This is a genomic window from Klebsiella oxytoca NBRC 105695 (genome assembly GCF_001598695.1).
Classification (GTDB): Bacteria; Pseudomonadota; Gammaproteobacteria; order Enterobacterales; family Enterobacteriaceae; genus Klebsiella; species Klebsiella oxytoca.
The window spans coordinates 87,062-99,620 of the sequence record NZ_BCZK01000008.1 but is presented as its reverse complement, the minus strand read 5'-3'; the positions used below and the strand labels follow the sequence as shown (position 1 = coordinate 99,620).

Here is a 12,559-nt window from a genome sequence, read left to right as displayed (position 1 = left end):
AGCAATGAGGTGAGACGATCGTAAATGATAATAAACTGAGACAGAGTGATGCCTTTTCAAACGAACATTGAAATGGCAGCCGCGCGTTTAATGTATATGATGCTTTCAGGAACAGGCCCCTTTTCGGGGCTGCTCCTGATGACGCTAATAAATTTAGTTTGCCAGCACGACATGATGTGAAAATTCTTTTTCACAGTATTTGCACTTCAGCGCGATATCGTTTTCACGTTTCTTCACCGCAAAGCTGGAGGATACCGGCTCGGCGTGGCTGATGCAGTTGCTGTTCGGGCATACCAGCACGTTATTGATACGGTCCGGCAGATTCGGTCGTGATTTACCAACGACTTCATACTCATCAATGCGGTTCACCGTGGCCTGAGGCGCATACAGAGAGAGCTGGTTGACCTGCTCATCGGTCAGGAAGGTGTTCTCAATTTTGATTAAATCCTTACGGCCCATTTCGCCTGACGGCAGGTTCAGGCCGATGGTGATGCGCTGATCCGTTTCGGTTAGTTTGAACAGCGTCAGCAGCTTAAAACCGACCTGCGCCGGGATATGGTCGATAACGGTGCCACGTTTGATGGCTTCTACCTGTAATTTATTGTCGTGTGTCATCTTTATTTCCCCTTACAGTGCCAGATCGCTATTCAGTACCAGCGCCAGTAACGCCTGGCGCGCGAAGATGCCGTTGCCCGCCTGCTGGAAGTACCAGGCGTGCGGCGTTTTATCAACATCGGTGGTAATTTCGTCAATGCGCGGCAGCGGATGCAGCACCTTCATATTCTCACGGGCGCCTTCCAGGTCGGCGGCGCGCAGAACAAACTGCGCCTTGACGTTGGCATATTCTGACGGGTCGAGACGCTCTTTCTGTACGCGAGTCATATACAGAATGTCCACCTCTTCCATCACCTCTTCAATCGCGTTATGCAGGCTCCAGGCAATGCCTTTTTCGTCGAGCATATCGAGAATGTACTGCGGCATGGCCAGCGCGTCCGGCGCGATAAAGTAGAAGCGATTGCCGTTAAATTTCGCCAGCGCCTGCGTCAGGGAGTGGACGGTACGGCCATACTTCAGGTCGCCGACCATCGCCACGTTAAGATTTTCCAGACGGCCCTGCGTCTCCTGAATGGTGAAGAGATCGAGCAGGGTCTGCGTCGGATGCTGGTTAGCGCCATCGCCGGCGTTGAGTACCGGAATACCGCCGGAGAACTCGGTCGCCAGGCGCGCCGCGCCTTCCTGCGGGTGGCGCATCACGATAGCATCGACGTAGGTGCTGATGACCGAGATGGTGTCGGCCAGGGTTTCGCCTTTTTTGCCCAGCGAGGTGTTGCTGCTGTCTGAGAAACCGACCACGCTGGCGCCCAGGCGGTGCATGGCGGTTTCAAAAGACAGGCGTGTGCGGGTCGACGCTTCAAAAAAGCAGCTGGCAATCACTTTATGCTTGAGCAGCTCCGGCTGTGGATTTGCTTTCAGTTTTGCAGCGGTCGCCAGCACCAGTTCAAGGTCTTCGCGGCTGAGATCGTTTATGGAAATGATATGTTTTTGGAATAGCGGGTTAGCCATGTTTATCTCCTGACGCCTGGGCAAAAAAAAAGCCCCTTAAAAAAGGGGCTTTACGAATACGGATGCAACGGAAAGGAAAAACGGCAGGCCAGCGTCTGTTTTCAGACGCGGTAAGACGCGATGTCGTACACACTGAACCATAATTCCTCCCGGCAAAACGGGTGGCATTATACGCAGCTCATTTTTCGGATCAAGCGATTAATCCACAAACAGGTAAACGTTTGCCTGGGTAATCATGCGTTAACGCAAAAAACCCGTAAAAAGTGGTGGTATGGCAGTCAGAAGGGGGGTATAAAACCTGAAAATGAAAAGCTGTTTTACATTTGAGGTTACTATGATCGTTGGAAATATTCACCATCTGCAAAGCGGGTTGCCGGAGCCTCTGCGCAAAGCTATTGAATACGTGAAAGCCCATGTCACCGACGCGACGCCGCTGGGTAAACATGATATTGACGGTAACAATCTGTTTTATCTCATTTCTGAAGATACTACCGAGCCGATGGCCGACCGCCGCGCCGAGTATCACGCCCGCTACCTGGACATCCAGATTGTATTGAAAGGTCAGGAGGGCATGACCTTTAGCGTTCTCCCTGCCGGCGAGCCGGATACCGACTGGCTGGCGGATAAAGACATCGCTTTCCTGGCTGAAGGGGCGCAGGAAAAAACCGTGATTCTCAGCGAAGGCGACTTTGTCGTGTTCTATCCCGGCGAAGTGCATAAGCCGCTATGCGCGGTTGGCGCACCGGCGAAGGTGCGCAAAGCGGTTGTGAAGATGCTGATGGTTTAGTTGACGAGCGTATTTTTACCCAAGGCTAGCAATTGTCGTCTTGTGACCATTGTTAGCCTTTGTTTTTTCTAGCTATTCCCAATTTTTACTTCTTATTCCCTCTCATTTGATGCTTCAGCCAAATGCTCATACCGCGCGCATTGTGCAAATTTTGATGGCGATCTCATTAATACGTTATATAACGTATTAATGTTGTTTCCGTTAATTTGAACAATCAATAGTGAGATGTGGAGTTATTACTATATGAATACTAAAGAAATAATTAATGCCGTTGCGAAAGAGATAGAAGATAAAGGCGGAATCCGCCAGGTGTTCCTTGTGGCCTGCGGCGGGTCATTAGTGGATATGTATCCGGCTAAATACTTTCTTGATAGCGAGGCGACAACGCTTCATGTCGGCATGTATACCGCCAATGAGTTTGTCTACGCGACGCCAAAAACGTTGGGGGTAAATTCGCTGGTTATCGTCTGTTCGCACGGGGGCAACACGCCAGAATCCGTCGCTGCGGCTAAGCTTGCACAGCAGCATCAAGCGCATACTATTACGCTGACTCACAACGCTCAGGCACAGCTGATCGAATACGCCAGCCACAACATTCTCTATGCCTGGGGTAACGATACCAATGTGGTCGATAATCCGATGGCGATTATCCTCAATCTGTGCGTTGATACGCTGCAGCAGGTTGAAGGTTTCGATAATTACGCTGATTTCCAACAGGGAATGGCCCAAATTAACGGCGTCATTGCTCATGGCCGTCAGCAGGTTGCGGATCGCTGCCAGCGTTTTGCCCAAAAATATCAGGATGAAAAACTCTTCTATATCCTCTCCAGCGGAGCTTCTTACGGCCATGCTTATGGTTTTGCTATCTGCTCACTAATGGAAATGCAATGGCTACATGCCGCACCTATTCACTCCGGTGAGTACTTTCACGGGCCTTTCGAAGTTACGGATAAAGAGACGCCGTTTATTTTATTAATGAACGAAGGCCGTACGCGGGCGATGGATGAGCGAGCTTTGGTCTTCCTCACCAAGTACGCAGAGAAAGTGGAAGTCGTTGATGCTAAAGAACTGGGTATCGGGGTTCTCCCTCCGTCAGTCGTGGAGTTTTTCAACCCGGTGCTGTTTTACAGCATCATGTGTGAATATCGTTCTGCGCTTGCCGACATTCGTCAGCATCCATTGGATACCCGCCGCTATATGGGGCTGGTGGAATACTAAGGGGAATTATGATGAATGTGATTGGAATTGGCGATAACGTCGTCGATAAATACGCCCATACTCAGACCATGTATCCCGGTGGAAATGCGTTGAACTTTGCCGCTTATGCGGCCATGTTGGGACACAACGCGGCCTATCTGGGGATTTTTGGTAATGATGCCGCTGCGGAGCACGTTATGCAGGTGCTGGATAAAGTTGGCGTCAAGTGGCCCCACTGTCTGCAGGTGGCCGGGGAGAACGGCTGTGCGCAGCTGAAAATCGAAGAGGGAGAACGGATATTTCTTGGTTCGAACGCCGGGGGGATTCGTAAGACAACTTCGATGGATTTTATTTTTCAGCATGAGCAATACCTGCGTGAGTTTGATCTGATCCATAGCGGTTGTTACAGCTACATGGAGACGCAATTACCTCAGTTACGCAAGCTCAACATTCCTGTCTCTTTCGATTTTTCAGATGACTTTGTACTGGAGCAGGCGCTGCCGCTGTGCCGTTACGTCGACTTCGCATTCTTCTCATGCGCTGACTACAGCCTGGCGCAAACGCGTGAAATTGTGCAACAGGCGCAGGCCAGCGGGAGTCGCATTGTCTGCGCGACGCGTGGGGATGAAGGCGCGATTTTATTTGACGGGCAGGATTGGTATCAGCAGGCGCCCGATTACGTCACTCCAGTCGATACAATGGGCGCAGGTGATGCTTTTATTACCGCTTTCGTTTGCCATTTTCTGGCCCAACCTACGGGTAACAAGCGCGAAGCGATTACCAATAGCCTGCAAAAAGCAGCAGCTTTCTCGGCACAAATTTGCCTGAAAGAAGGGGCGTTTGGCTACGGGACTCACTACTAACCTATAACGCCCTCTCTCATTTTTCCGTACTGATTTCCGTCCGCTTGCCGGGCGGAAACGGGGATTCGTGCGCTTTTTCCGTGAGGAAAGAAATATGCATAGTGAAGCTGCTGATTTGATTTTACGTTCTGATGCTATTTTTACTGCTGCCAGAAATGAGCTATTTAGCGGATATGTCGTCATTAAAAATGGCGCTATCGCGGCGATGATAGCGAATGGGGAAGATATTCAACCCTGGAGAGGTGAAAGTACTCGCTTTATCGAACTTGGCGATCGCCTGATTTGTCCGGGATTTTGCGATAATCACACGTTTTTTACCGGCTATATGAGCATGCGGCGTGGCGTCGATCTCCATGCCGCCCGCGACAGTAATCATGCTCTTGAACTACTACAGGCTGCAGAAAATCTTCTCCCTGAGGGGAAAAGCCTCTATGGCTGGGGCTGGTCTGTTGCCCGTTGGGGAGCGGTGCCTGATGCCAGGTTACTGGATGACGCTTTCCCGCAGAGGCCGGTTGTCGCCATTAACGATGACAAAAGCTATTGCTGGATGAACCGTGCCGCCGTGGAGCTTTATGGCTTTACCGCTGAAGAGTGCAGCGCGGAGGCGAGAATCGCATTATTGGATGAGATGCTGGCTGATACCGCACAGTTAAAAAAAGAAATGCGGGCATTTATGACCCGACTTGCCGGACAGGGAATCACGGCGATAAAAGACGTTTGTTTCAACGATGCGCCGCGGTTGATGAATGCCTGGGATGAACTGGAAAAAGAGGATGCGCTGTCGCTGAGGGTGAGCATTGTTTCTCAGCCCGTATCTGCGCCTGTCGATCTTGCTTTCGGTGAACAGGCCCGACGCCGCTTTCATTCGCCATGGCTGCGGTTTCATGGTTTTAAATTTATGGTCGATGGCGTTATTGCCGATCATACCGGCGATATGATTTACCCCTATGCCGATCGTCCCGGCACGAACAATGAAAGGCCCGTTGACTATGATGCCCTGCGCCAGCAGGTTTTGCTGGCTGATGCTCGTGGATTCAACTGCTGTATGAATGCGGAGGGCGATGCCGCAATTCGCCGCTGTATAGATATTTTTGCCGAATGCCGTCAGCGTCACCCGCAGAGTGTGATCAGACATTCTCTGAGCGATCTGGAATGCCCGCATCCAAACGATATTCCCAGAATGGCTGAGCTCGGCCTCTTTGCCGAAGTTTATGCACAAATTCTGCTCCTTAACCCCTGCGAAGCCGAAGCCTATATGCGCGAACGCTATGGAGAAGAGCGCGAAGCGCAATTCTACGATTATGCCGCACTATTCGGGGCTGGCGTAACGGTCACTATTGGTACCGATCTGCCCCTGTTTATTCCTTCTGTTCCTGACGCGATGTATGCCGCCTGCTGTCGCCAATTCCCTGATGGTTCACCCGTGAATGGCTGGTACCGCGAACGCGGAATGACACGACAGCAGCTCTTAACGGCCTGGACGCTGAATAGTGCTCGACATCACGGCATGGAAGATATGACCGGTAGCCTTGAGCCGGGGAAACGTGCGGATATCGCGGTTTTTGACCGTAATTTGTTGAGCTGCCCGAATGATGAGTTACGGACTTCCACCGTTGTACTGACCCTGGTGGATGGCCGTATTACCCATGACCTTCTGTGACTCTAAAAATGCCGAATGACGGCGAACATAATATAAACATCTTACCGAGGCGGATTATGCGTATTGCAAAAATAAAGTGGGCGATGCCACACTGCTACGCTCTGATTTTCTTCATTATTATATTAGTAGCGCTGCTGACATGGTGTATTCCCAGCGGCAGTTTTGATTATCACTCAGTGACTTTACCCGGCGGTGAAACGAAAACATTAGTGATCCCGGGGTCTTATCATCTGCTGGAAAAAGTCAGCAGCGAGGGCGATTTACGTCAGGGTATTGCCGCCGTACTGGCCGCGCCGATGGAGGGAATTATCAAGGCCGCCGACGTAGTGGCGTTTGTACTCATTGTTGGTGGTGCTTTTGGCGTTATTTTACGTACTGGCGCTATTGAGCGGGGGCTGGTGGCGCTGGCTGAACGTCTGGCTGGTAAAGGGATTCTGGTTATCCCTATCGCAATGACCTTGTTTAGCCTGGGGGGCGCAACTTTTGGTATGAGCGAGGAGGTGATCCCTCTTTATGCGATCTTTATATCCCTCATGTTCGCGCTGGGTTATGACTCAATGACCGCGATCCTGATTCTTTTTCTGGGAACCCAGATTGGCTATGTTGGCGCAATGACCAATCCGTTCTCTGTACTCATTGCCCAGGGCGTAGCGGGTATTCAGGGAAATCCGCAGCTTTGGCTGCGTGCCATCGCATGGCTGGTCTTCACATTGCTGGCGATGACTTACACCATGTGGTACGCACATCGTGTTAAACGCACTCCACAAAAGTCGCCGGTATATGAGAATGATTGCCGCAACCGTGAGCAGTTTTTGTCGATACAGGATACGTCGGTCCATTTTTCCATCGCCGATCGAGTGATTATCATCGCTTTTGTGCTGGCGCTGACCATCATCTCATGGGGGTTAATCACGCGTGGCTGGTACATGGTTGAGATCGGCTCCGTGTTCCTGGCTCTGGGGCTATTTTCTGGGATCGTCGGGCGCATGGGTATTAGCGGGATGGCCGACAGCTTTGTCGAAGGGTGTAAAGAGTTTGTTTACGCCGCCGTAGTGATAGGACTCGCGCGCGGTATTTTGGTGGTGGCGGAGAACGGACGAATTATCGACACGTTGCTCTTTGGCTTGTCGGAAATGCTGGAAGGGTTGCCGCAGTACGCATTCACCACTCTGATGCTATTAGGGCATAACGTCATCACCTTTTTTGTCCCCTCCTCTTCGGGCGAGGCTGCGCTCACTATGCCCGTGCTGGCGCCATTAGGCGATTTAGTGGGTATCAATAAAGAGGCGATGGTAATGGCTTATCAATTTGGCAATGGCCTGACGAACCTGGTTTCTCCTACCGGTGGTGTATTGCTGGCCGGGCTATCTATTGCGCGCATTGGATTTGGTCAGTGGTTAAAGGCGATTGCGCCGCTGTTTCCGGTGCTGTGGATAGTCAGCGCCGTGTTTGCTGCGATTTCGGCCTGGGTCTAAGGGATATGCGCGCCGTCGTAGTTTGATGGGCGCGCTTCGATTATAATCCTGCTTCGCATCAATGGCCGTGCTGGTACCTCTTTTATGTCGAATTTTGGACTGCAACAGAATACTTCCGTACCGTTATACAGGCAGCTTAAAGATAAAATCCTCAGCGATATCTCGTCCGGGAAACTCGCTGAAGGAGAGAAAATCCCCACCGAGATTGAGCTCAGCGAACTTTACAATATCAGCCGCATTACGGTGCGCAACGCAGTGAAAGAGCTGGTAGCCGAAGGCTATTTGGTGAAAAAGCAGGGGAAGGGGACTTTTGTCTGTCTGCCTAAAATTGAGCGTAAAGTTGTGCACCTGCTTAGCTTTACTGCCGCATGCGATGCTAACCATCTACCAACCCACAGCGTAGTGACTCGTCGTGAGATTCTGCCGGACTATCGTAATGCGCGTCAGCTTCTTGAGCTTGAGAGGGATGATTCCGTGCTTTATATCCAACGCCTCAGGATCGCTGGCGATGCGCCGTTAATGTTAGAGAATAATTACTACTCACTGAAACGATTAGGATTTTTACAGCAGGAAGATCTCAGCGGGTCGCTTTATCAGCTATTGCGTGATAAATACGCGATCGTGCCTACCTATGCGGGTGAAACGACGGTAGAGATGGTGCGCGCGCATTCTGACAACGCACCGCTGCTGCAGCAACCGCCCGGCGAACCGTTATTCCTGATGAAAACGCTGATTCTGGATAGCCAGCATCAGCCTATTCACTATGGAGAACAGTATATTGTCGCCGAGCGTTACACGTTTAGTTTTTGATTTCAGTGGGAAAGCGTCGCAACCATCACCGCTTTGATGGTATGCATGCGGTTTTCCGCCTGATCGAAAACGATGCTCGCCGCGGATTCAAATACCTCGTCGGTCACTTCCATTCCGCCGTGCAGGCCGTACTCCGCCGCCATCTGTTTGCCGAGCGTGGTCTGGTCGTCGTGGAACGCGGGCAGACAGTGGAGAAATTTCACCTGCGGATTGCCGGTCAGCGCCATCATCTCGCGGTTCACCTGATACCCGCGCAGCAGCGCGATACGCTCCGCCCACTTCTCTTTGGCTTCGCCCATCGATACCCAGACGTCGGTATAGATAAAGTCCGCGCCCTTCACGCCCGCAGCGATATCTTCAGTTAGCGTAATATTGCCGCCGTTTTTCTGCGCCAGCGTGCGGCACTGCGCAACCAGCTTCTCTTCCGGCCAGCAGGCCGTTGGCGCGACCAGACGCAGATCCAGCCCGGTCAACGCAGCGGCTTCAAGCATGGAGTTACCCATGTTATTCCGCGCGTCGCCGGCGTAGACCAGAGTCATCTCGTTAAAGGCTTTGCCCGGCAGGTGTTCCTGCATAGTCAGTAAATCCGCCAGCAGCTGGGTGGGGTGAAATTCGTTGGTCAGGCCGTTCCACACCGGAACGCCGGCATACTCGGCAAGGGTTTCCACCACTTCCTGGCCATGGCCGCGATATTGAATACCGTCATACATGCGCCCCAATACGCGAGCGGTGTCTTTAATCGACTCTTTGTGGCCAATCTGGCTGCCGCTTGGTCCGAGATAGGTGACGCGAGCGCCCTGGTCAAATGCGGCAACTTCGAAAGAGCATCGGGTGCGGGTAGAGTCTTTTTCGAAGATGAGCGCGATGTTTTTACCGGCGAGATGCTGAATTTCGATATTGTTTTTCTTATCAGCTTTAAGCCTGGCGGCCAGCTCAAGCAGAGCGGTGATTTCGGCGGGGGTAAAATCGAGCAACTTTAAAAAATGCTTCTGATAAAACGCGGACATGGTTCCCTCACGTGGCTCAAGCCATTTGTTGAATTAAAATTCACTTTATATGTATGAATATTCATTTGCAACCCCGCATCATAAATCTTTCTCTCAGAAGGTGGAGGCAATCACGGCGGTATGTGACAATAGAAGTATCTGCGACACATTATGAGGAACGAGCCATGGCTAACCCGGAATTACTGGAAGAACAGCGTGAAGAAACGCGTCTGATTATTGAAGAACTGCTCGAAGACGGCAGCGATCCTGACGCGCTGTACACCATTGAACACCATCTTTCTGCCGATGATTTCGAAACGCTGGAAAAAGTGGCGGTCGAGGCCTTCAAGCTGGGTTATGAAGTGACTGAGCCAGAAGAGCTGGAAGTTGAAGAGGGTGATACCGTGATTTGCTGCGATATCCTCAGCGAATCCGCGCTGAATGCCGAGCTGATCGATGCCCAGGTTGAGCAGCTGATGACCCTGGCGGAAAAATACGACGTCGAGTACGACGGCTGGGGTACCTACTACGAAGATCCTAACGGGGAAGAAGGCGATGACGACGAAGATCTCGTTGATGAAGACGACGACGGCGTCCGCCACTAAGTAGCAGAGGTATACGGCGGCACGGTATGCCGCCGTATAGCAAGGAACTTCAATGGATTACCCGCAAATACTCGCTCCGATTTTAAGCTTTCTGCATTGCCCAACACCTCAGGCGTGGATTGATGAAGCCCGTAAACCGGAAAACCTCCCGCTGCTGTTGACCGACCATATGGTGTGCGAACTGAAAGCGGCGCAAAACGCCATGCTGCTGGTGCGTCGATACGTCGCGGATAAAGCAGGCGCGGATGAACTGCTGGCCTGCCTGAAGCCGTACGAGGACTTTACCTACCGCTGGGGGCCGGAACCGGATTTCGTCGCGCTGCATAAGCAGATAAATAAAAGCGCCATGCCGCAGACCGACGATCCCTGGGGACGTCAGCTACTCGACAGCATGATCCTGCTAATCAAAGAAGAGCTGCATCACTTCTGGCAGGTGAGGGAAATTATGCTTTCCCGCGATATCCCATACGTCAAAATCACCGCCAGTAACTATGCTCGCGGGCTGCGCCGGGAAGTGCGTTCGCATGAACCGGTCATGTTGATCGATAAACTCATCTGCGGAGCCTATATTGAAGCCCGCTCCTGCGAGCGTTTTGCCGCGCTGGCGCCATGGCTGGATGACGATCTGCAAAAGTTTTATCTGTCGCTGCTGCGCTCTGAAGCGCGCCACTATCAGGACTATCTGGATTTGGCGCAGAGGATTGCCGGGGACGATATCAGTGAACGCGTACGCCAGCTTGGCGAGGCGGAAGCGGTGCTCATTAACGCGCCCGAGGCGGAGTTTCGCTTTCACAGCGGCGTGCCCGCCTGAGCGTCAGGCCGCAGCTTCATCGCAGCGGCCTGACGATCCATTACAGATTGGCGTTTTTATCTTTTTCTGCTGTCGCGGCGGCTTTGGGCGCGCCGAGGGTGGTTTTAAACCAGTTCACTACCCGTTCAATAACCGGCTTCTGATACCAGCTGTCATCGCCGTGCTCCGCGCCTTCCAGCAGCACGTAATCGGCCGGGTTACCCTCTTTCTTCAGCGCGCGATAGAGCTGTTGACTTTGTACCGGTGAAACCAGAGTGTCGGCGCTGCCGTGCATAATTAAAAATGGCGGCTTTTTACCGCGAATATGGCCCATCGGGCTGGCAGCCAGCGCTTTTTGCGGGTCACTGGCAATCGTCGCTCCCGGCCAGTCGCGAAAGGCGCTACCGTGGACCAGCAGCGCTTCAGTGACTGCAGGTGACTGGTGCACTTTTTGAATCGCCTGCGGAAAACCTTCGCCGATATTCAACAGATTCGAAATTCCGTACAGCGTGGCGGCGGCCTGCACGTCCGATGACTGCGCCAGGTTATCGCCACGATCGAACGTTTTGTCGCCATTGGTAAGCGCCAGCATCTGCGCCATATAGCCGCCTGCGGAATCCCCCAGCACGCCAATACGCGACGGATCTATACCGTATTCCGCTGCATGTTCGCGCAGATAGCGAACGGCGGCTTTACCATCGATAACCGGGGCCGGGAAGATATCGGGAACCGTACGGTATTCCGCTGCCGCGACGACGAATCCCGACGACGCCAGCGCCATACGCATCTCGATAAACTTATTCCAGGCCGCGCTGGTGAAACCGCCGCCGGGGAAATAGACGATTGCCGGTTTCAGATCGCCGTTACGCGGCACCAGCAAAGACATATGCAGTTGACGAACGGCGACGGTGCTTTTTACCTGGCTATATACGATATCGTTGAGCGCATCGATACGGCCCCGGGTTTTTTCCACGCGGATGATCTGAGCGCCTTCGGTATTGCCAGCGAGTTCGCCGGCGTTAACGCTGGAAGCCATGCCGGCAAGTATCATGCTGCCGGTGAGCAGGAGGGAGAGTTTTTTCATTGTGTTCTATCCTGAGCAAGGCCTGCCGCGGCGGCAGGCTAAAAGATCCAATGCTCGAAGAGTGTATTAGCGAACACTTGCGGTGAATAACGCTCTTTTTGCATGAAAACCATGCGTTTTTTCGATTAATCCGCATCGCCTTTTCGCTGGCGCTACAGCACTTTCAGCATCCTGACTTCGCAGTCAACGTGGCCGGTGCAGCCCAGCGGCTCAGCAATATGCTCGAAGCCAAGGTGTTCATATAAACCGATCGCTTCTTTAAGGAAAGCGGTGGTTTCCAGATAACAGCGTTTGAATCCCTGCTGGCGGGCGTGATCCAGGGCCATCAGCGCCAGCTTTTTCGCCAGCCCCTGGCCGCGCGCGGAGGTCATAAAATACATTTTCTGGAGTTCGCAGATATCGGGCTCGCTACAGGTCAGAGGCGCAACCCCGCCGCCGCCAACAACCTGACCGTTTTGCTCAACTACCCAATAGGCGGCGCCCGGCTGGCTATATAGCTCATAGAGTTCATCCAGATTCGGATCGGCTACCGTATAGCCTTTGTCGGCGGTCAGGCCATATTCAGCGGAAACCTGGCGGATAACAGCGGCTATCGCCGGATTATCATTAGCCGTGATGCGGCGCAGGGTTAGCGGTAGGGTTGCGCTCGTATTCATGTGAAGACTCATTGCAAAATAATGACGGATAATGTTGTTAATAACACTGCTGGAGGGGAGAGTGCAAGCGAGGATCTTTCACA

The 12,559-nt window shown here is 52.5% G+C and carries 15 protein-coding genes; 8 read left to right on the top strand and 7 right to left on the bottom strand.

The window, feature by feature from the left end; translation table 11 throughout:
- Positions 1–153 precede the first annotated feature (153 nt).
- From pyrI to KO1_RS27340, 3 genes are read right to left on the bottom strand one after another with little or no spacing between them, the layout of a single operon-like run.
- Entirely contained in the window at positions 154–615 is a 462-nt protein-coding gene (pyrI, locus tag KO1_RS15220) for an aspartate carbamoyltransferase regulatory subunit (protein ID WP_004098115.1), read from the bottom strand.
- 12 nt (positions 616–627) lie between these two features.
- Positions 628–1,563, bottom strand: coding sequence for an aspartate carbamoyltransferase (gene pyrB, locus KO1_RS15215; protein WP_004108911.1), 936 nt, complete (start codon positions 1,561–1,563; stop codon positions 628–630).
- A gap of 36 nt (positions 1,564–1,599) precedes the next feature.
- Positions 1,600–1,704 carry a pyrBI operon leader peptide gene (locus tag KO1_RS27340; RefSeq protein ID WP_100214958.1) on the bottom strand — a complete coding sequence of 35 codons (105 nt, stop codon included), beginning with the start codon at positions 1,702–1,704 and terminating at the stop codon, positions 1,600–1,602.
- 193 nt (positions 1,705–1,897) lie between these two features.
- Between KO1_RS27340 and KO1_RS15210 the strand changes: the two genes are divergently transcribed.
- From KO1_RS15210 to KO1_RS15185, 6 genes are all read left to right on the top strand, one after another.
- Positions 1,898–2,350 (top strand): NanQ anomerase/TabA/YiaL family protein, encoded by a 453-nt coding sequence (locus tag KO1_RS15210; protein ID WP_024273633.1) that lies wholly within the window; start codon positions 1,898–1,900, stop codon positions 2,348–2,350.
- A gap of 243 nt (positions 2,351–2,593) precedes the next feature.
- Positions 2,594–3,568, top strand: coding sequence for an SIS domain-containing protein (locus tag KO1_RS15205; protein ID WP_004108909.1), 975 nt, complete (start codon positions 2,594–2,596; stop codon positions 3,566–3,568).
- 11 nt (positions 3,569–3,579) lie between these two features.
- Positions 3,580–4,410, top strand: coding sequence for a PfkB family carbohydrate kinase (locus KO1_RS15200; RefSeq protein WP_024273634.1), 831 nt, complete (start codon positions 3,580–3,582; stop codon positions 4,408–4,410).
- A 94-nt stretch (positions 4,411–4,504) separates the two neighbouring features.
- The gene (locus tag KO1_RS15195; protein WP_004108904.1) at positions 4,505–6,070 is read left to right on the top strand and encodes an amidohydrolase; all 1,566 of its coding nucleotides are present in this window, start codon (positions 4,505–4,507) and stop codon (positions 6,068–6,070) included.
- Between the two features lie 56 nt (positions 6,071–6,126).
- A complete protein-coding gene (locus KO1_RS15190) occupies positions 6,127–7,545 on the top strand; it encodes a YfcC family protein (protein ID WP_024273635.1) in 1,419 nt (472 codons plus the stop codon).
- A gap of 84 nt (positions 7,546–7,629) precedes the next feature.
- The gene (locus KO1_RS15185) at positions 7,630–8,355 is read left to right on the top strand and encodes a GntR family transcriptional regulator (protein ID WP_001727696.1); all 726 of its coding nucleotides are present in this window, start codon (positions 7,630–7,632) and stop codon (positions 8,353–8,355) included.
- 2 nt (positions 8,356–8,357) lie between these two features.
- Here the strand turns inward: KO1_RS15185 and argF are convergent, their stop codons facing one another.
- Together argF and argL are read right to left on the bottom strand one after the other, a co-directional pair.
- A complete protein-coding gene (gene argF / locus KO1_RS15180) occupies positions 8,358–9,362 on the bottom strand; it encodes an ornithine carbamoyltransferase (RefSeq protein WP_004108896.1) in 1,005 nt (334 codons plus the stop codon).
- Positions 9,332–9,427: a putative translational regulatory protein ArgL gene (gene argL / locus KO1_RS29000; protein WP_370798676.1), complete on the bottom strand. Its 96-nt coding sequence runs from the start codon at positions 9,425–9,427 to the stop codon at positions 9,332–9,334. Before argL ends, argF begins: the two co-directional genes overlap by 31 nt.
- A 99-nt stretch (positions 9,428–9,526) precedes the next feature.
- Here argL and rraB point away from each other — a divergent pair, with 99 nt between their 5' ends.
- Positions 9,527–9,946, top strand: a complete 420-nt coding sequence (gene rraB / locus KO1_RS15175) for a ribonuclease E inhibitor RraB (protein WP_004108894.1) — start codon at positions 9,527–9,529, stop codon at positions 9,944–9,946.
- 52 nt (positions 9,947–9,998) lie between these two features.
- Complete coding sequence (miaE, locus tag KO1_RS15170) at positions 9,999–10,757, top strand: tRNA isopentenyl-2-thiomethyl-A-37 hydroxylase MiaE (protein ID WP_023320228.1); 759 nt, start codon at positions 9,999–10,001, stop codon at positions 10,755–10,757.
- Between the two features lie 40 nt (positions 10,758–10,797).
- On the opposite strand, the gene KO1_RS15165 is transcribed toward miaE, so the two are convergent.
- Both KO1_RS15165 and KO1_RS15160 read right to left on the bottom strand, forming a co-directional pair.
- On the bottom strand, positions 10,798–11,820 hold the full coding sequence (locus KO1_RS15165) for an alpha/beta hydrolase (RefSeq protein ID WP_024273636.1): 1,023 nt from the start codon (positions 11,818–11,820) through the stop codon (positions 10,798–10,800).
- A 152-nt stretch (positions 11,821–11,972) separates the two neighbouring features.
- Positions 11,973–12,476 carry a GNAT family N-acetyltransferase gene (locus KO1_RS15160; protein ID WP_004108871.1) on the bottom strand — a complete coding sequence of 168 codons (504 nt, stop codon included), beginning with the start codon at positions 12,474–12,476 and terminating at the stop codon, positions 11,973–11,975.
- Positions 12,477–12,559: the final 83 nt, after the last annotated feature.

Coding starts and splice junctions, on each gene's coding strand:
- pyrI (WP_004098115.1), bottom strand. CDS start 615: ATGACACACGACAATAAATTACAGGTAGAAGCCATCAAACGTGGCACC.
- pyrB (WP_004108911.1), bottom strand. CDS start 1,563: ATGGCTAACCCGCTATTCCAAAAACATATCATTTCCATAAACGATCTC.
- KO1_RS27340 (WP_100214958.1), bottom strand. CDS start 1,704: ATGGTTCAGTGTGTACGACATCGCGTCTTACCGCGTCTGAAAACAGAC.
- KO1_RS15210 (WP_024273633.1), top strand. CDS start 1,898: ATGATCGTTGGAAATATTCACCATCTGCAAAGCGGGTTGCCGGAGCCT.
- KO1_RS15205 (WP_004108909.1), top strand. CDS start 2,594: ATGAATACTAAAGAAATAATTAATGCCGTTGCGAAAGAGATAGAAGAT.
- KO1_RS15200 (WP_024273634.1), top strand. CDS start 3,580: ATGAATGTGATTGGAATTGGCGATAACGTCGTCGATAAATACGCCCAT.
- KO1_RS15195 (WP_004108904.1), top strand. CDS start 4,505: ATGCATAGTGAAGCTGCTGATTTGATTTTACGTTCTGATGCTATTTTT.
- KO1_RS15190 (WP_024273635.1), top strand. CDS start 6,127: ATGCGTATTGCAAAAATAAAGTGGGCGATGCCACACTGCTACGCTCTG.
- KO1_RS15185 (WP_001727696.1), top strand. CDS start 7,630: ATGTCGAATTTTGGACTGCAACAGAATACTTCCGTACCGTTATACAGG.
- argF (WP_004108896.1), bottom strand. CDS start 9,362: ATGTCCGCGTTTTATCAGAAGCATTTTTTAAAGTTGCTCGATTTTACC.
- argL (WP_370798676.1), bottom strand. CDS start 9,427: ATGAATATTCATACATATAAAGTGAATTTTAATTCAACAAATGGCTTG.
- rraB (WP_004108894.1), top strand. CDS start 9,527: ATGGCTAACCCGGAATTACTGGAAGAACAGCGTGAAGAAACGCGTCTG.
- miaE (WP_023320228.1), top strand. CDS start 9,999: ATGGATTACCCGCAAATACTCGCTCCGATTTTAAGCTTTCTGCATTGC.
- KO1_RS15165 (WP_024273636.1), bottom strand. CDS start 11,820: ATGAAAAAACTCTCCCTCCTGCTCACCGGCAGCATGATACTTGCCGGC.
- KO1_RS15160 (WP_004108871.1), bottom strand. CDS start 12,476: ATGAATACGAGCGCAACCCTACCGCTAACCCTGCGCCGCATCACGGCT.